A 16,633-nucleotide genomic window follows, 5' to 3' on the forward strand; every position below is an offset into this window, starting at 1 on the left:
ACTCTCGATTAGAGATACGTCAGGCGGCGGCGCTGGCCATCTTCCGCAGCCGGGCAAGGGCGTCGCGCTCGATCCTGCGGGCACGGTCGCGGCCGATGCCGTACCGCTCCCCGACCTCGGTGAGCGTGTGCTCGCGGCCGTCCACCAGCCCGTAGCGCCAGCGCAGCATGTCGCGGGTGTCGCCCTCGAGCCCGGTCAACCAGGTGTCCAGGCGCTCGCGCTCCAGGATGTCGATGGCCTGCTGCTCGGGGTCGGCCCAGGTCTCATCGGCGATCATGTCGCCCAGCTCGGTCTCGTCCTCGTCGCCCACGCCCAGCTGGAGGGAGACCGGGTCGGAAGCCCAGCGGCGTAGCTCGCGCACGCGCTCGATGGGCAGCTCCAGGATCTCGGCCAGGTCGTCGTCGGTGGGCTCCACGTCGAACTCGGCCAGCAGGTCCCTGCGCACCCGCATGAGCCGCGTCATCTGCTCACCGGCGTGCGTGGGCAGGCGCACCGGGCGGGCCTGCTCGTGGATCGCGCGGCCCACGGACTGCCGGATCCACCAGGTGGCGTAGGTGGAGAACTTGTAGCCCCGCTTGTAGTCGAACTTCTCCACCGCCCGGACCAGGCCCAGGTTGCCCTCCTGGACCAGGTCGATCAGCGGCATCCCGCGTCCGGAGTACTTCCTGGCCACGGCCACCACCAGGCGCAGGTTGGCCTGGATGAACTCGTCCTTGGCCCGCTGGCCGGAAATCGCCAGCCGCTCCAGCTCCTCGTCGGCCGCGTCCCCGATCCGCGGCTCCGAGCGCCCGCTGTCGAGCAGCTGCTCGGCGAAGAGCCCCGCCTCGATCCGCTTGGCGAGCTCCACCTCTTCCTCCGCCGTGAGCAGCGGGACCCGGCCGATCTCGGCCAGATATGTCCCCAGCAGATCGCGATCGGCGACGTGCTGCTCCTGCGTGCGACTCCCCGTAGGCCTTGCCATCCCCAGGCACCTCGTTCCGCAGCTGCGTTCTTAACCGGCCAACGTCCGGCCAGATGCAAAGATTCCCTAAAGGTCTACGGCCACGGGACGATTCTGGATGTCCTACTCAAGGAGGAGACCGGCCTGAAATACCTGGTGAACGAGGGGTACGCCGGGCCTGTAGGCCAGATGCACGTACGAGGGAGCATCGAGCACCACGAGGTCCGCGCGAGCGCCTGGCACCAGTGAGCCTACGTCCGTGCGCCGCAGCGCGCGCGCCCCTCCCACGGTCGCGGCCGTGACCGCCTCGAGCGGCGTCATGCGCATCTCCCGTACGGCGAGCGCCACGCAGAAGGCCATCGAGGAGGTGAACGACGAACCGGGGTTGCAGTCGGTCGCGATCGCCACCGTGGCCCCCGCGTCGATGAGCCGCCGCGCGTCCGGGTACGGCGAGCGGGTGGAGAACTCGGCCCCTGGCAGCAGCGTGGCCACGGTCTGCGAGGAGGCCAGCGCGTCCACGTCGGCGTCGGACAGGTGCGTGCAGTGGTCGGCCGAGGCCGCCCCCAGCTCGACCGCGATCCGCACCCCAGGCCCCTCGGTCAGCTGGTTGGCGTGCACGCGCGGGAGGAGCCCGGCCTTCATGCCCTTGGTGAGGATCTCCCTGGTCTCGTCACCGTCGAAGGCGCCCTGCTCGCAGAAGGCGTCCACCCACTTGGCGTAGGGCGCGCACGCCTCGAGCATCTCCCCGGTGACCAGCCGGACGTACTCCTCCTTGTCGGCGTCCGCGGGGACGACGTGCGCCCCCAGATAGGTCGTCTCGTCGGTCAGCCCGGTGGCGATCTCCAGCGACCGGCGCTCGTCCTCGACGGTCAGCCCGTAGCCGCTCTTGATCTCCACGGTCGTGGTGCCCTGGCGCAGCATCTCCCGCACCAGCGCCTGCGCGCGGGTGGCCAGCTCGGCGTCGCCGGCCCCGCGGGTGGCGGCCACGGTGGTGCGGATGCCGCCGGCGCTGTACCGCTGGCCCGACATGCGGGCGTTGAACTCGGCCGTACGGTCACCGGCGAAGACCAGGTGCGCGTGGCTGTCGACGAACCCGGGGATCACGCACCGGCCTCCGGCGTCGTGCCGCTCGTCGGCCTCGGGCGCCTGACCGGCGGGGCCCGCCCAGGCGACCCGGTCGTCCTCGATTACCAGGGCCGCGTCCTGGATCTCCTCGTGCCCGGTGAAGAGCAGCCCGATCCCGTCGATCACTGTTGCGGTCATCGCAGTGCTCCTATCGCCTCGATCAACATCCGCCCGACATTTCCGGAAATGTGGTGGCCGTCGGCCACGATGCGGCGGCCCGAGGCCACCACCGAGTGCACGTCCGCCGCGCTGGCCGCGTAGACCACGGCCTCGGGTCCCGTGGTGCCGGCCGTACGGACCGAGTCCAGGGTGATGGAGACCAGGTCCGCCCAGGCGCCGGGCACCAGCATGCCCGCGTCGGGGAAGCCGAGCGAGGCGTGGCCCGTCACCGTCGCGGCGGCCAGCAGCTCCGCCGCGCGCCAGTGGCCGCGCCGCTCGCTGGCCAGGCGCTCGTTCAGCTCGACGGCTCGGGCCTCCTCGAACAGGTCGATCACGGCGTGGCTGTCGGAGCCGAGCGTGACGGGCGCGCCGCGGTCGTGCAGCGTCCTGGCGGGGCCGATGCCGTCGGCCAGGTCGCGTTCCGTCGTGGGGCACATGCAGATGTAGGTGCTCGACTGTCCGAGCAGCTCGATGTCCACGTCCGTCAGGTGCGTGGCGTGCACCGCGGTCGAGCGCGGGCCCAGCGCGCCCCGCTCGTGCAGCACCTCGACGGGGGTGGCGGCGTAGCGCTCGATGCAGGCGGCGTTCTCCGCGCGCTGCTCGGAGACGTGCGCGTGCAGCGGCGCCGCGTGGTGGTGGGAGAACTCGGCCACGACCGGCATCTGCTCGGGCGGCACGGCCCGCACCGAGTGGATGGCCGAGCCGATCTCCACGTCGTGCTGCCCGTGGTAGGCCGATGCCAGCGCGTCCGCCCGCACGGCCCACCGCTCGGCGTCGCCGTCGCCGAAGCGCACCTGCGGCCCGGTCAGCCCCGTCCCCACGCCACCGGTGAGGTAGCAGGTGTCCAGCAGCGCGATCCGCAGCCCCGCCGCCCGCGCCGCGTCGATCAGCGCGTGCCCCATGCTGTTGGGGTCGTCGTACGGCCGGCCTCCCGGACCGTGGTGCAGGTAGTGGAACTCGCCCACGCACGTGATGCCGGCCAGCGCCATCTCGGCGTAGACGGCGGTGGCCAGTCGCCGGTAGGAGTCGGGATCCAGCACCCCCGCGACCTGGTACATCTGGTCGCGCCAGGTCCAGAAGTCGCCCTTGCCCTGCTGGGTGGTACCGCGCAGAGCCCGGTGGAAGGCATGCGAGTGGGCGTTGGCCAGGCCCGGGATCGTCAGCCCCGGCAGGCGTTCCGCGGCGCCCGGCTCGCCCTGGGTGATCTTCGCGATGCGGGTCCCGTCAACCTCGACGAGGACGGACTCGGTCAGGCCCTCGGGCAGCCAGGCCTGCTCGCACCAGTAGGTCAGTGGCACAGATCCTCCAGTACGTTCGCCAGCGCGACGACCCCAGCCTCGCAGTCGCCGGGCTCGGCGTGCTCCTGCGGCGAGTGGGACACGCCGGTCGGGTTCCGCACGAACACCATGGCGCTGGGAACTCCGGCCGAGGCCAGGATCCCGGCGTCGTGACCTGCCCCGGTGGGCAGCACGGGCGCGTCGCCCGCCACCTTCGCCACCCGGTCGCGCAGCGCCGCGTCGAAGTCCACCACGGGCGTCCAGGACTCCTCGCTGACCGCGACGCCCTGGGCGAGCGCGCCGACGACGGCCCTGACGTCCTGCTCGCGCGCCCCGCGGACGTCGAGCCAGGCGGAGACGGAGCCCGGAACGGCGTTGGCGTTGTTCGGGCTGACCCTGACCTTGCCGACCGTAGCCACGACCCCGTGCGCGGCGGCCGTCTCGCGGGCGGCCAGCACCATGCGGGCGAAGGGCAGCATCGGATCGTCGCGGTCCACCAGGCGGGTCGTCCCGGCGTGGTTGGCCTCGCCGAGGAAGTCGAAGCGCCACCGCCCGTGCGGCCAGATCGCGCTGGCGACCCCCACGGGCGAGCCGAGCTCCACCAGCCCGCGGCCCTGCTCCACGTGCAGTTCCACGAAGGTCCCGACCATGGCCAGGGTCTCGTCGTCCCGTCCGACGGCCCGCGGCTCGCGGCCCGCCCTGGCCATCACCTCGGCCAGCGTGTCGCCCTCGTCGTCGGTCAGGCCCAGCGCCCGCTCCGGGTCCAGCACGCCGGTCAGCAGCCGGGAGCCCATGCACGGCACGCCGAACCTGGCTCCCTCCTCGTCGCTGAAGCACGCGATCCCGAGCGGCCTGCCCGGCATGAAGTTCCGATTTTTCAGTACATCCAGCGCGGCGAACGCCGACACGACCCCGAGGGGCCCGTCGAACGCGCCGCCCTGCCGTACGGAGTCGAGGTGAGAGCCGGTGACGACGCCCGGCCGACGCGACGGGTCGCCCCACCAGGCCCACAGGTTGCCGTTGCGGTCCTCGCGGACGTCGAGCCCGCGGCGGCCCGCCTCCCCGCGGAACCACTCCCTCAGCTCGAGATCGGCTGCCGACCAGGCGTCCCTGACGTAGCCGTTGGTAGCGGGATCACGACCGATGCGCGCGAGTTCGTCAAGCATGCTCACACTTTAGTGAATGGATCCATTCACGTGACCGGTCCCGCCGCCGGACGCAGGGTGAGTTCGGTGAGATGCGCGTCAGGACCGGCGTTGACGGCGGCCAGGATGGCGCGGGCGACAGTCGCGGGCTCCAGGTAGCGGTCGGGCTCGAAGGCGCCGCCCTCGTGCTCCCTGACCTTGCGCTGCATGTCGGTGGCCGTGCGGCCGGGATACACGGTGGTGACGCGGAGCTCGGGCTCCTCCTGTCGCAGCGTGTCGGCGAAGGCGCGCAGGGCGAACTTGCTGGCCGCGTACGCGCCCCAGCCAGGGTTGGCTCGCTGGCCGGCGCCCGAGTTGACGCAGAGCACGTGGCCGCCGGCCGCGCGCAGGGCCGGCAGCAGCAGCCGGGTCAGCTCGGCCACCGCGGCGACGTTGACGTCCATGACCGCGCGCCAGGTCTCGCCGGGCGTGTCGGCGATCCTGCCCAGCGGCGCGATGCCGGCGCTGTGCACGAGCACGTCCAGCCGCTCGATGCCGGCCACGTCGGCGGCCGTGACGCGGGTCAGCTCCACCGGCCAGGCCGTCGCGTCAGGCAGCCCGGCGGCGACCGCGGCCAGCGCGGCCTCATCCCGGCCGCCGAGCACGACGCGGTGCGTGGGGGCCAAGGCCTGGGCGACGGCCCGGCCGATACCCCGGGAAGCGCCCGTGATCAGGGCGGTTGGTCGTTCGCTCATAAGAAGATCTTGACACATACTCAAATTTGAATACAAACTTGAGTATGTCTACTACGCGCATCCTGCTCCTCGGAGTCCTCCTCGACGAACCCATGAACGGCTACCGGGTCAGGCGGAGGCTGGAGGCGATGGGTGCGGACGGGTGGGCCAACGTGGCGTTCGGGTCGATCTACCACGGGCTGTCCAAGATGGCGGACGAGGGCCTGCTGGAGGTCGTCGAGAGCGGGCGCGGCGGCAAGACCGTCTACCAGATCACCGAGCAGGGACGGCTGGAGTTCCAGCGATTGCTGACGTTGGCCTGGTACCAGGTGCAGCCGATCGTTGACCCGTTCCAGGTCGCCCTGTCGTTCATGCACCTGCTGCCGAAGGAGGACCTGATCGGAGGCCTGCAAGCACGCATCGACCATCAGAAGAGGTCGATCGCGGCGATCGACGGGATATTCGGCCGCAAGCAGCAGTACGGCGCGCCACGGCACGTAGACGAGAACCTCCGACTGACCATCGGCATGATCGCCGCCCAGCTCGCCTGGGCGGAACAGGCACTCAAGAAGGTCGAGTCGGGCGAGCTGCCCTGACAAGGAGCATCCCCCATGATCATTGATGCGCAGGGACTGCGCAAAACCTTCACCACGCGATCCAGGAAAGGCCCCCAGACCGTCGAGGCCGTCCGCGGCGTCGACCTGAAGGTCGACAAGGGCGAGATCTTCGGCGTCCTCGGCCCCAACGGGGCCGGCAAGACCACCACCATCCGCATGCTGGCAACCCTCATTGTCCCCGACGAGGGGACGGGCATCATCGCGGGTCACGACCTGCGGCGCGAGCCCGCCGCGATCCGCCGCGAGCTCGGCTACGTGAGCCAGGCCGGAGGGGTGGAGGACACCACCTCCGCCCGCGCCCAGATCATGCTGGCCGCGAAGATCCACAACGTGCCGGACCCGGCCAAGGCCACCGCCGAGGTGCTCGACAGGTTCGAGCTCACCGAGCTGGCCGACCGCCAGGGACGCACCCTGTCCGGCGGGCAGAAGCGGCGCGTCGCCATCGCGCTCGGCCTCGTGCACAGCCCACCGCTGCTCTTCCTCGACGAGCCCACCACCGGGCTCGACCCGCAGAACAGGGCCAACCTGTGGGACCAGATCAGGCGGCTGCGCGAGCTGGGCACCAGCGTGCTGCTCAGCACCCACTACCTGGACGAGGCCGACGTGCTCTGCGACCGCCTGGTGATCGTCGACCACGGCGTCGTGGTGGCCGAGGGCACCCCCGCCGCGCTCAAGCGGGAGGTCTCGGGCGACGTCATCACGCTCAGGCTCGACCGGCTGGAGGAGGCCGCCGAGGTGCTCCGGCCGCACGCCAGGGAGACGCGCATCGACGACGACGTGCTGCGCGTCTACGTCGACGACGGCGAGCACGCGCTGCCCGCCCTGCTGCGGACCCTGGAGGAGCGCAGGCTCGGGCTCGCCTCGATCGCGCTCGACCGCTCCACGCTGGACGACGTCTTCCTGGCCAAGACCGGCCGTTCGCTTCGGGACGCGGGAGCCGCCGCATGATCCGCCACCTGACGCTCTTCACCGGGCACGAGCTGCGGAAGTCGTTCTCCAACCCGATCTGGCCGCTGTTCGGGATCATCCAGCCGGTGCTCTACCTGCTGATGTTCGCCCCGCTGTTGAGGACGATGACGCCCGGCGGCACCGAGGTCGAGGCGCTGCGGGTCTTCACCCCCGCCGCGATGATGATGATCGCGGTGTTCGGCTCGCTGTTCTCCGGGTTCGGCATGATCGGCGAGCTGCGCAACGGCTCGGTCGAGCGGTACGCGGTCAGCCCCGCCTGGCGGCCGGCCATCGTGCTCGGGCGCGTGACCAGGGACATGGTCACGCTGGTCGTCCAGGCGATCCTGGTCGTGCTCGTGGCCTGGCTGATGGGGCTGCGCATCGGGATCGTGGAACTGCTGCTGATGCTGCTGCTCATGGCCGCCACCGGGCTGTTCGCCTCCAGCCTCTCGCAGGGCGTGGCGCTGGCCGTACGGGACGAGAACGGCATGTCGCAGACGCTGAACCTCTTCATGCTGCCGGTCATGCTGCTGGCCGGGCTGTTCATCCCGATCTCGTTCGCGCCGCACTGGATGCAGGTGGTCGCGAAGATCAACCCGCTCTACTACGCGGTCGAGGCGGGACGGGCGCTGTTCGCGGGCGACCTGACGGCCGTCGAGATCCCGATCGCGTTCGCGGTGTTCATCGTGCTGGCCGCGATCACCACGGCCTGGTCGGTGCGCTCGCTACGTCGCGTCGCCGGATAGGAACACGCCGGTCTCGTCGGTCATCCGCTCGTACTCCTCCAGGCGCGCCTGGGTGCGCAGCGGCGCCGCGTCGGCCATGGCCTCCACCAGGGCCATGGCCAGCGCGAGCGGCGCCGCGTGCGAGTCGAACACGAGCCTGTCCCCCACCGGCGCGTCCAGCACCACCTCGGCGGGGAACCCCGGCCTGTCGGTGATCACCGCGGTCCTCAGCCCCAGTTTCTGCGCGTACTCCAGAGCCTGTACGGCTTCCGCCGGATAGCGCGGCAGCACGACCGCCAGCACCCATTCCGCGCCCGCCCGCCGAGCCGCGTGCAGCCCGTCGACCAGCTCTGAGCCGCCGTGCACCAGCAGCCGGACGTCTGGGTGGATCCTGCGGGCGTAGTAGGCGAACGTGGTGGCCAGCCCCGACGACACCCGCAGCCCCAGCACGGGCAGCGGTTCGGTGGCGGCCAGCGCCTCGCCAAGCTCCTTGAGCGGCAGCGTGGCCAGCCGGTCACGGATCACGGTGAGGTTGTGGATCTCACTGTCGATGGCGCCCCTGAGCAGGGACTCCTGGGGCGCCTCCGGCCTCTCGCCGAGCACCAGCGGCCTGAGCGCCTGCTTCAGCTCGGGATACCCGGCGAACCCCAGCACCATCGCGAACCTGGTGACCGACGGTTGGCTCACCCCCGCCCGCTCGGCCAGCTCCACGCTCGACAGGAAGATCGCGTCGTGCAGGTTCTCTGTGAGATAGTGCGCGATCCGCCGCTGAACAGGCGACAGCCGCCGCCCATCAAGCAGCCCATCCAACCCACCCTGATACACCACAAAACCTCCAACGCGCGCCACGGCGCATTCTCATCCCCGCCGTCTCACTCCCTGAGCACCGACCCCATGAGCACCACCACCTCCCACCGGCGCGGAGGGGTACGGCGGAGCCCGGCGCAATGTGGTCGGCGCCCAGGCGGCGGGCTCCCTCGGGCGGGCTACAGCGGAGTCGTGGCGGCGGGCAACCGTCACCGACTCGCCAGAAGCGCCGCCCGCGGGCCCTCAGCCGAAGTACGGCGGGCGGCCGGTGGGAGCGGCCCGCCGTACAACAGCAGGAAGAATCACGACTCGCGCATCGGGATGCGGACGCCACGCTCGGAGGCGACAGAAATCGCCTCGTCATAGCCGGCGTCAACGTGCCGCATGACACCCGTGCCAGGGTCGTTGGTGAGGACGCGGTTGAGCTTCTCGCGGCTCAGCGCCGTGCCGTCGGCGACCGTCACCTGGCCGGAGTGGATCGAGCGGCCGATGCCGACCCCGCCGCCGTGGTGGATGGACACCCAGGCCGCGCCCGAGGCCGTGTTGAGCATGGCGTTGAGCAGCGGCCAGTCGGCGATCGCGTCGGACCCGTCGGCCATCGCCTCGGTCTCCCGGTACGGCGAGGCCACGGACCCGCTGTCGAGGTGGTCGCGGCCGATGACGAGGGGCGCCTCGAGCTCTCCCGAGGCCACCATGTCGTTGAAACGCTCCCCGGCCACGTTCCGCTCGCCGTACCCGAGCCAGCAGATGCGCGCGGGCAGCCCCTGGAAGTGCACCTTCTCCCCGGCCGTGCGGATCCAGCGGGCCAGCGGCTCGTTCTCGGGGAAGAGCTCGAGGATCGCCTGGTCGGTCTTGTGGATGTCGGCCGGGTTGCCCGACAGCGCCGCCCAGCGGAACGGGCCCTTGCCCTCGCAGAACAGCGGCCTGATGTAGGCGGGCACGAACCCGGGGAAGTCGAAGGCCCTGGCGTACCCGGCCAGCTGGGCCTCGCCGCGGATGGAGTTGCCGTAGTCGAACACCTCGGCCCCGGCGTCCTTGAAGCCCACCATGGCCTCGACGTGCCTGGCCATCGACTCGCGCGCCCGCTGGGTGAAGCCCGCCGGGTCCTTGTCGCGCTCGAGGGCCATGTCCTCGAAGGCGATGCCGAGCGGCAGGTACATCAGCGGGTCGTGGGCCGAGGTCTGGTCGGTGACGATGTCGATCTCCGCGCCGCGCGCCAGGAGCGAGGGCACGGCGTCGGCCGCGTTGGCCACCACGCCGATCGACAGCGGCTCGCGCTTGTCGCGGGCCTCGTAGGCCAGGCGGAGCGCCTCGTCCAGGCTGTCGGCCTTGACGTCGAGGTAGCGGTGCTCGATGCGCCGCTCGACGCTGCGCGGGTCGCAGTCGATGCAGATCGCCACGCCGCCGTTCATGGTGACGGACAGAGGCTGGGCGCCGCCCATCCCGCCGAGGCCGGCGGTCAGCGTGATCGTGCCGGCCAGCGTGCCGCCGAACCTCTTGGCGGCGACGGCGGCGAACGTCTCGTAGGTGCCCTGCAGGATGCCCTGGGTACCGATGTAGATCCAGGAGCCCGCCGTCATCTGCCCGTACATGGTGAGCCCGGCAGCCTCGAGCCGGCGGAACTCCTCCCAGTTGGCCCAGTCGGGCACGAGGTTGGAGTTGGCGATGAGGACGCGGGGCGCCCATTCGTGGGTGCGGAAGACGCCGACCGGGCGGCCCGACTGGACCAGCAGCGTCTCGTCGCCCTCGAGCGTGGTGAGCGTCCTGACCATCGCGTCGAACGACGGCCAGTCTCGCGCGGCCTTGCCCGAGCCGCCGTAGACGACGAGCTGCTCCGGGTGCTCGGCCACTTCAGGGTCGAGGTTGTTCTGGAGCATGCGGAGCGCCGCTTCCTGCGGCCACCCCTTGGCGGTGATCGTGGTACCCCTGGGCGCGCGCACGTTCCGGCTCATTCGATCACTCTCCTGAATGAACTTATTCAGCATCGACACCCGAAGGGTACAACGTCTAGCTCACCAGGAACTGCGTGGCTGCCAGCTCGCGGTAGAGCTCGTCCTCGCCGACCAGCTCAGCGTGGGTGCCGACGGCCCGCACGCCACCGCCTTCCATGACCACGATGCGGTCGGCGTTGGTCACCGTCGACAGCCGGTGCGCGATGACCAGCACGGTCGTCTCGGTGGCGACCTCCGCGATCACCTCGCGCAGCCGCAGCTCGTTGACGGCGTCGAGCTGGGAGGTGGCCTCGTCCAGCAGGAGCAGCCTGGGCTTGCGCAGCAGCGCCCTGGCGATCGCCACGCGCTGCCGCTCGCCGCCCGACAGCAGCACCCCGCGATGGCCGACGGCCGTGTCGAGCCCCTCGGGCAGGCGTCCTACCAGGTCGTCCAGGCGGGTCCGGTTGATCGCGCGCCTGAGCTCCTCCTCGGAGGCACCCTGCGCGGCGAACAGCAGGTTCTCCCGCAGCGTGCCGGCCAGCACCGGCGCGTCCTGCTCGACGTAGCCGAGCGCGGCCCTCAACTCGCCGAGCGGCCAGTCGCGGATGTCGCGCCCGCCCACGGTGATCGTGCCGCCCTGGTGCTCGTAGAAGCGCTCGAGCAGGGCGAACACCGTGGACTTGCCCGCTCCTGACGGCCCCACCAGCGCGGTCAGCCCGCCGGGCGGCACCTCGAAGGACACGCCACTGTGCACGATCGGCCGGTCATCGCCATAGCGGAACACCACGTCGTCGAAGCGGACGCCGATCGGGTCCGGCTCCTGCGGGGCGGCGGTGCTGACGGGCTCGGCGGGCAGGTCCTCGATCTCCTTGATCCGCTTGACCGCGGCCAACCCCTGCTGCAGCTGCACGGCCCCCTCGACGAGCTGCCCGATCGGCGCGACCAGGTAGAACAAATAAAGCAGGAACGCGATCAGCCCAGAGATCTCCAGCGCGCCCGAGGCTACCCTGGAGCCGCCCACGGCGAGCACGCACAGGAAGGCGAGCTGCACGGCCATCCAGGTCGCCACCCCGGCCAGCGAGGTCCACCCGGCCACCTGCATGCCGCGGTCGCGGGCGCGCACGGCGGCCTCGCCGACCACCTCGATCTCGCGCTCCTCGGCCCCGCTCGCCTTGACCGTCCGGTAGGCCTGCAGCGCCCGGTCGAGCACGGCGCCCATCTCGCCCACGGCCGTCTGCGCGTCGTTCTGCGCCCGCTGGATCTTCGGCATGATCAGCCCGACCAGCCCGCCGATGACGACGACCACGAGCAGCGTGACCAGCAGCAGCACGCCGTCCATGGTGGCCATCATGACGATCGCGCCGACCAGCATGAAGACCGAGCCGATGGCGTTGACGATGCCGTTGGTGAGCACGGAGCGCAGCAGCGTCGTGTCGCCGGTCACCCGCGACAGCAGGTCGCCGGGTTTGAGCCGGTCCACGTCGGCGACCTTGAGCCGCAGCAGCCGGTCGACGAGCTTGCGCCGGGCGCCCAGCACGACGCCCTCGCCGGTCCGCTCCATCAGATAGTTGCCCCCGGCCGAGACCACCGCGCCGAGGAGCACCGCCGCCGTCAGCCCGATCAGCGGCCCTGCCATCGAGGTGTGTTCGCCGAACGCGGCGACCACGTACTTGGCCAGCAGCGGCATCGCCAGACCCGCGACCGACCCGATCAGACCGAGCACCCCGCCTAACACCAGGACCCACTTGTGTGGGCGGATGTAGACCAGCAGCTCCTTGATCACCGCTGTCTCCTCTCGCGATATATCCCGAAAGATCCCAACGAACGGGATCACACAATCGACACCGGTCAACCTAAATTGACGACCTAAGTATGTCAACTTTAGTTGACGCTCCTTCTTGAGGAGGATCTCATCCGGGAGCGGGGCCAGGGACGAATAGGCCGTCGAGGAACCCGGCCGGAACCTCAGACTTCCCTGGCTCACGTGAAAGGACCGAACCATGGAGCTCCGGATCAACCGGCGCGCTCTAGTCGGACTCGGCGTCGCGGCGGCTCTGACCGCCTCCTCGTTCGCCCTGCTCCGTACCGACACCGGCTCTGCTTCCTCGCACCGCGAGGCCCCGGCTATCGCGGGGGACCCGCGCAACGACAACACCGACACCTACGCCTTCGTCAGCCCCGACAAGCCCGGCACGGTGACGCTGCTGGCCAACTGGATCCCGTTCGAGGAGCCGCAGGGCGGCCCGAACTTCTACACCTTCGACACCAAGTCCCGTTACAACATCAAGATCGACAACAACGGCGACGCCCAGCCCGACGTCACCTACCAGTGGACCTTCCGCGACGAGGACCGCCGGGGCACGAACACGTTCCTGTACAACAACGGCCCCGTCACCTCGCTCAACGACGCGAACCTGCTCTACCGCCAGCACTACACGCTCAAGGTCGTCACGGCCAAGGGCACCAGGACGCTGATCCAGGACGGCATCGTGGCCCCGAGCAACGTCGGCCCCGCCTCGATGCCCGACTACGGCACGCTGCGCGCCCAGGCCGTCAAGGGGCTGCCCGGCGGCGGCAGGACGTTCGCCGGCCAGGCCGACGACCCGTTCTTCCTGGACCTGCGCGTCTTCGACCTGCTCTACGGCGGCAACCTGTCCGAGGTCGGCCAGGACACGCTCCAGGGGTACGGCGTGCACACGCTGGCCGTCCAGGTGCCCGCGGCGGAGCTGGCGCTCAAGGGCGACGCCAAGCGCAACCCGGTGATCGGTGTCTGGTCGACCACCGACAAGTGGAGCCCCAAGGGCTACGTCCAGGTCTCGCGCCTGGGCCAGGCGCTGGTCAACGAGGTCGTGGTGCCCGCCGGGCTGAAGGACGCCTTCAACTCGCTGCCCCCGGCCAAGGACGCCGACATCCCGGCCGTGGTCAAGCGCGTGACCGACCCCGAGGTGGCCAGGCTCCTGGAGTTCATCTACGGCATCAAGGCGCCCGCGACCCCGCGCAACGACCTGGTCGAGATCTTCCTGACCGGCATCGCCAAGGGCAACGGCCCGATCAAGGCCGACCTGAACTCGCAGACGCTCAACAAGGACGCGGGCAAGCTGCGCCCGTCGGAGATGCTGCGGCTGAACATGTCGATCCCGCCCTCGAAGGACCCCAACAGGCTCGGCGTCCTCGGCGGCGACCTGCAGGGCTACCCGAACGGCCGGCGGCTCGGCGACGACGTCGTGGACATCTCACTGCAGGCCATGGCGGGCGCCGCCCAGACCGGCAAGCTCGTGCCCGGCCTGACCGACAAGGTCGACAGGAACGACAAGCCCTTCCTCCAGTCCTTCCCGTACGTGGCGCTGCCCGGCAACGTCGCGGTCAACCAGCAGAAGTAGCCACCCCTGATCGGCGGGCTCCTCTCTCCAGGCCCGCCGATCCCCCTGGCGGGCGCCCCTCTCCCAGCGCCCGCCGGCGGCGGCCGGCCGGCCGTGCCCCCCGTCACGGCCGGCCGGTCCTTCCCGCGAAGATCCCGGCCGTGCCCGTCGCGGCCCGACCGCGACCTGGAGCTCTGGATGCGTTACCTGCTCATCGCCGCCGGCCTGATCCTGGCCGGCGCGCTGGCCTTCACGGCCTTCGCCGTGTCGGCACCGCCCGCGCCCGACAGGGCCGCCGCCGCGCCCACTCCCGAGACCCTGCAGGCCCGCCTCAAGCGCCTGCCCGGCGACTACCGCGGCTGGGCCCAGCTGGCCATGGAGTACGTCGACAAGGCCAGGGTCACCGGCGATCCCTCCTACTACCCCAAGGCCGAGGGCGCGCTGGCCACCGCCGCCCGCCTCGCCCCCGCCGACGACGCCGTCCTGACCGGCCAGGCCGCGCTGGCCGCCGGTCGTCACGAGTTCGCCTCGGCCGTACGGCTGGCGCGCCGCGCGATCGAGGCCAACCCGTACGGCGCCGCGGCCTACGGCGTGCTGGCCGACGCCCACACCCAGCTCGGCGACCTGGCCGCCGCGGCCGAGGCGGTCGACCGGATGATGGCGCTGCGCCCCGGCGTGGCGGCCTACGCCAGGGCCTCCTACGCGGCCGAGCTCCACGGCGACCAGGCCGGGGCACGCAGGTACATGGGCTACGCCGCCGGCGACGCCTACGCGCCCGCCGACCTGGCCTACGCCCGCTTCTACCTGGGCGAGCTGGCCCTGCGCTCGGGCGACCGCGGCACGGCGGCCACCTGGTACGCCAGGTCGCTGCAGGCGTACCCGGGATTCACGCCCGCGCTGGCGGGCCAGGCCAGGGTGGCCGCCCTGTCCGGCCGCCTCGACGAGGCACTCGGCCTCTACGACCAGGTCGTGGCGCGGCTCCCGCTCCCCCAGTACCTCATGGAGCAGGGCGAGGTCAGGCTCAAGGCGGGCAAACCGGCCGACTGGACGCTGCTCGAGGCGCAGCAGCGGCTCTTCGAGGCCGCCGGAGTACGCGACGACCTCACCTTCGCCGAGTTCCAGTCCGACCACGGCTCGGCCCCGGCGGCCGTGCGCCACGCCAGGGCCGAGTACACGCGCAACCCGAACCTGGTCGCCGCCGACGCGCTGGCCTGGGCCCTGTTCAAGGACGGCCGGGCCCGGGAGGCCCTGCCGTACGCGAAGAAGGCCACCTCGACGGGGTGGCGCAATCCGCTGATCCGCTACCACCGGGCCGCGATCGAGCACGCGCTCGGCCTGGGTCCCGCGCCCGAGCCCGGCTTCGACCCGTCCCTGCCCGCCCTGGCGAGGTTGTCATGAGAACGCTGCTCGCCGGCATGGCCATCGTGCTCGCCCACCCGCTGGGCAACTTCACCGTCAACCATTACGACGGGCTGCGGATCTTCCCCGACCGGGTGGAGAGCACGGCCGTGGTGGACGCGGCCGAGCTGCCCACGCTGCAGGCCAAGCCGTCTGTCGGCGCCGGGTACGCGGTCCGCACATGCGCCACGCTGGCCGCCGCGCAGCGGCTGACGGTCGGCGGCACGGCGGTGCCGTGGCGGGTGGCCGACGCGCGCTTCTCCTACGCGCCCGGGCAGGGCGGCCTGCCGACGAGCCGCCTGACCTGCGAGCTGGTGGCCCAGGTGAAGGTTACGGGTGACGTGTCGTTCACCGACGGCTTCGAGCAGGAGCGGATCGGCTGGCGGGAGATCACGGCCACGGGTCACGGGGTACGGCTGGCGCGCTCCACCGTCCCGGCCGTCAGCGTCAGCCACGAGCTGCGCGCTTACCCAGCGGACCTGCTGTCGGACCCGCTGGACCAGCGTGCCGCCACGTTCACGGCCATCCCGCTCGGCGCCTTCTCGGCCTTCCCCGGCGGCTCGGGTTCGGGCCCCGGTGACTCCGTAGCGCCGGGTGGGTCCGAGACGCCGGATGTCTCCGGCGGGATCGGCATCGGTGGGCCGATCGGGGACGCGCTGGCCGCCCTGGACAGGACGTTCACCGCGATGGTGGGCGCCGACTCGCTCACGCTGCCGCTGGGCCTGCTCGCGGTGGGGCTCGCCGTACTCCTGGGCGCGGGGCACGCGCTGATCCCCGGGCACGGCAAGACCATCATGGCCGCCTACCTGGCCGGTCGCCGCGGCAGGCCCAGGGACGCGCTCGTGGTGGGCGCCACGGTCACCGCCACCCACACGGTCGGCGTCCTGGTGATCGGGCTGCTGCTCAGCGCCTTCACCGCGCTGGCAGGCGAGTCGGTGCTGGGCTGGCTGGGCGTGGCCAGCGGCGTCCTCATCACCGTCATCGGCATCCGCCTCCTCCTCACCTCCCGCCCCGAATCCCCCTACAGCCACGACCACGACCACGACCACGGACACGACCGCGACCACGAGCACGGCGACGGCGACGGCCGCGGACACCGACCCGGACACGGACACGGACACGGCGGAGACGGGCGTGGGCATGCGCATGGCGGAGATGGTGGGCGTGGGAAGCGGCTGGGGTTGGTGGGGATGGGGGTGGCGAGTGGGCTGGTGCCGAGCCCGTCGGCGCTGATCGTCCTGCTGGGGGCGATCGCTCTTGGCCGGACCTGGTTCGGCGTTGCGCTGGTGACGGCCTACGGCTTCGGCATGGCGGCCACGCTCACGGTCACGGGACTCCTGCTGGTCAAGGTCGTCGACCGCCTGGAACGCAGCCGCCGCCGCGTCTTCACCCGCCTGTCGCGGCTGGCCCCGCTGGGCACGGCCACCATGGTCGTCCTCCTGGGCGCCGGCCTCGCCATCCGTTCGGCCGCGATCCTCTAGACCCCGGG

General features: G+C 71.4%; 14 protein-coding genes. 6 read left to right on the forward strand and 8 right to left on the reverse strand.

What is annotated here, in order from left to right:
- Positions 1 to 19 precede the first annotated feature (19 nt).
- From ACIBHX_RS38100 to ACIBHX_RS38120, 5 genes are all read right to left on the reverse strand, one after another.
- A complete protein-coding gene (locus ACIBHX_RS38100) occupies positions 20 to 961 on the reverse strand; it encodes an RNA polymerase sigma factor RpoD/SigA (RefSeq protein ID WP_397072301.1) in 942 nt (313 codons plus the stop codon).
- Between the two features lie 102 nt (positions 962 to 1,063).
- Positions 1,064 to 2,203, reverse strand: coding sequence for an imidazolonepropionase (gene hutI, locus ACIBHX_RS38105; protein WP_397072302.1), 1,140 nt, complete (start codon positions 2,201 to 2,203; stop codon positions 1,064 to 1,066).
- Positions 2,200 to 3,522 (reverse strand): formimidoylglutamate deiminase, encoded by a 1,323-nt coding sequence (locus tag ACIBHX_RS38110; RefSeq protein ID WP_397072303.1) that lies wholly within the window; start codon positions 3,520 to 3,522, stop codon positions 2,200 to 2,202. Before ACIBHX_RS38110 ends, hutI begins: the two co-directional genes overlap by 4 nt.
- Positions 3,513 to 4,667: an allantoate amidohydrolase gene (locus ACIBHX_RS38115; protein ID WP_397072304.1), complete on the reverse strand. Its 1,155-nt coding sequence runs from the start codon at positions 4,665 to 4,667 to the stop codon at positions 3,513 to 3,515. The genes ACIBHX_RS38110 and ACIBHX_RS38115 overlap by 10 nt, the downstream gene beginning before the upstream one ends.
- 26 nt (positions 4,668 to 4,693) lie before the next feature.
- Positions 4,694 to 5,380 carry an SDR family oxidoreductase gene (locus tag ACIBHX_RS38120; protein WP_397072305.1) on the reverse strand — a complete coding sequence of 229 codons (687 nt, stop codon included), beginning with the start codon at positions 5,378 to 5,380 and terminating at the stop codon, positions 4,694 to 4,696.
- Between the two features lie 44 nt (positions 5,381 to 5,424).
- On the opposite strand from ACIBHX_RS38120, the gene ACIBHX_RS38125 reads away from it, so the two are divergent.
- The 3 genes from ACIBHX_RS38125 to ACIBHX_RS38135 are packed head-to-tail and all read left to right on the forward strand — an operon-like array spanning position 5,425 to position 7,670.
- On the forward strand, positions 5,425 to 5,955 hold the full coding sequence (locus ACIBHX_RS38125) for a PadR family transcriptional regulator (protein ID WP_397072306.1): 531 nt from the start codon (positions 5,425 to 5,427) through the stop codon (positions 5,953 to 5,955).
- 15 nt (positions 5,956 to 5,970) lie between these two features.
- Positions 5,971 to 6,924, forward strand: a complete 954-nt coding sequence (locus ACIBHX_RS38130; protein ID WP_397072307.1) for an ATP-binding cassette domain-containing protein — start codon at positions 5,971 to 5,973, stop codon at positions 6,922 to 6,924.
- Positions 6,921 to 7,670: an ABC transporter permease gene (locus ACIBHX_RS38135; protein ID WP_397072308.1), complete on the forward strand. Its 750-nt coding sequence runs from the start codon at positions 6,921 to 6,923 to the stop codon at positions 7,668 to 7,670. The genes ACIBHX_RS38130 and ACIBHX_RS38135 overlap by 4 nt, the downstream gene beginning before the upstream one ends.
- On the opposite strand, the gene ACIBHX_RS38140 is transcribed toward ACIBHX_RS38135, so the two are convergent.
- From ACIBHX_RS38140 to ACIBHX_RS38150, 3 genes are all read right to left on the reverse strand, one after another.
- On the reverse strand, positions 7,650 to 8,459 hold the full coding sequence (locus ACIBHX_RS38140) for a MurR/RpiR family transcriptional regulator (RefSeq protein ID WP_397072309.1): 810 nt from the start codon (positions 8,457 to 8,459) through the stop codon (positions 7,650 to 7,652). The genes ACIBHX_RS38135 and ACIBHX_RS38140 overlap by 21 nt on opposite strands.
- Before the next feature lie 299 nt (positions 8,460 to 8,758).
- A complete protein-coding gene (gene hutU / locus ACIBHX_RS38145) occupies positions 8,759 to 10,408 on the reverse strand; it encodes a urocanate hydratase (protein WP_397072310.1) in 1,650 nt (549 codons plus the stop codon).
- A 55-nt stretch (positions 10,409 to 10,463) separates the two neighbouring features.
- Positions 10,464 to 12,170 (reverse strand): ABC transporter ATP-binding protein, encoded by a 1,707-nt coding sequence (locus tag ACIBHX_RS38150; protein ID WP_397072311.1) that lies wholly within the window; start codon positions 12,168 to 12,170, stop codon positions 10,464 to 10,466.
- 217 nt (positions 12,171 to 12,387) lie between these two features.
- Between ACIBHX_RS38150 and ACIBHX_RS38155 the strand changes: the two genes are divergently transcribed.
- From ACIBHX_RS38155 to ACIBHX_RS38165, 3 genes are all read left to right on the forward strand, one after another.
- Entirely contained in the window at positions 12,388 to 13,767 is a 1,380-nt protein-coding gene (locus ACIBHX_RS38155) for a DUF4331 domain-containing protein (protein WP_397072312.1), read from the forward strand.
- Between the two features lie 177 nt (positions 13,768 to 13,944).
- Positions 13,945 to 15,144, forward strand: a complete 1,200-nt coding sequence (locus ACIBHX_RS38160) for a hypothetical protein (RefSeq protein WP_397072313.1) — start codon at positions 13,945 to 13,947, stop codon at positions 15,142 to 15,144.
- Positions 15,141 to 16,625, forward strand: coding sequence for a nickel/cobalt transporter (locus ACIBHX_RS38165; protein ID WP_397072314.1), 1,485 nt, complete (start codon positions 15,141 to 15,143; stop codon positions 16,623 to 16,625). The genes ACIBHX_RS38160 and ACIBHX_RS38165 overlap by 4 nt, the downstream gene beginning before the upstream one ends.
- Positions 16,626 to 16,633 lie beyond the last annotated feature (8 nt).

This window comes from Nonomuraea sp. NPDC050536 (assembly GCF_044457685.1).
Classification (GTDB): Bacteria; Actinomycetota; Actinomycetes; order Streptosporangiales; family Streptosporangiaceae; genus Nonomuraea.

What these genes read in the sequence shown, in the direction of transcription:
- ACIBHX_RS38115 (WP_397072304.1), bottom strand. Translation starts at nt 4,667, where the DNA reads ATGCTTGACGAACTCGCGCGCATCGGTCGTGATCCCGCTACCAACGGC.
- ACIBHX_RS38120 (WP_397072305.1), bottom strand. Translation starts at nt 5,380, where the DNA reads ATGAGCGAACGACCAACCGCCCTGATCACGGGCGCTTCCCGGGGTATC.
- hutU (WP_397072310.1), bottom strand. Translation starts at nt 10,408, where the DNA reads ATGAGCCGGAACGTGCGCGCGCCCAGGGGTACCACGATCACCGCCAAG.
- ACIBHX_RS38165 (WP_397072314.1), top strand. Translation starts at nt 15,141, where the DNA reads ATGAGAACGCTGCTCGCCGGCATGGCCATCGTGCTCGCCCACCCGCTG.
- ACIBHX_RS38100 (WP_397072301.1), bottom strand. Translation starts at nt 961, where the DNA reads ATGGCAAGGCCTACGGGGAGTCGCACGCAGGAGCAGCACGTCGCCGAT.
- ACIBHX_RS38155 (WP_397072312.1), top strand. Translation starts at nt 12,388, where the DNA reads ATGGAGCTCCGGATCAACCGGCGCGCTCTAGTCGGACTCGGCGTCGCG.
- ACIBHX_RS38135 (WP_397072308.1), top strand. Translation starts at nt 6,921, where the DNA reads ATGATCCGCCACCTGACGCTCTTCACCGGGCACGAGCTGCGGAAGTCG.
- hutI (WP_397072302.1), bottom strand. Translation starts at nt 2,203, where the DNA reads ATGACCGCAACAGTGATCGACGGGATCGGGCTGCTCTTCACCGGGCAC.
- ACIBHX_RS38160 (WP_397072313.1), top strand. Translation starts at nt 13,945, where the DNA reads ATGCGTTACCTGCTCATCGCCGCCGGCCTGATCCTGGCCGGCGCGCTG.
- ACIBHX_RS38130 (WP_397072307.1), top strand. Translation starts at nt 5,971, where the DNA reads ATGATCATTGATGCGCAGGGACTGCGCAAAACCTTCACCACGCGATCC.
- ACIBHX_RS38125 (WP_397072306.1), top strand. Translation starts at nt 5,425, where the DNA reads ATGTCTACTACGCGCATCCTGCTCCTCGGAGTCCTCCTCGACGAACCC.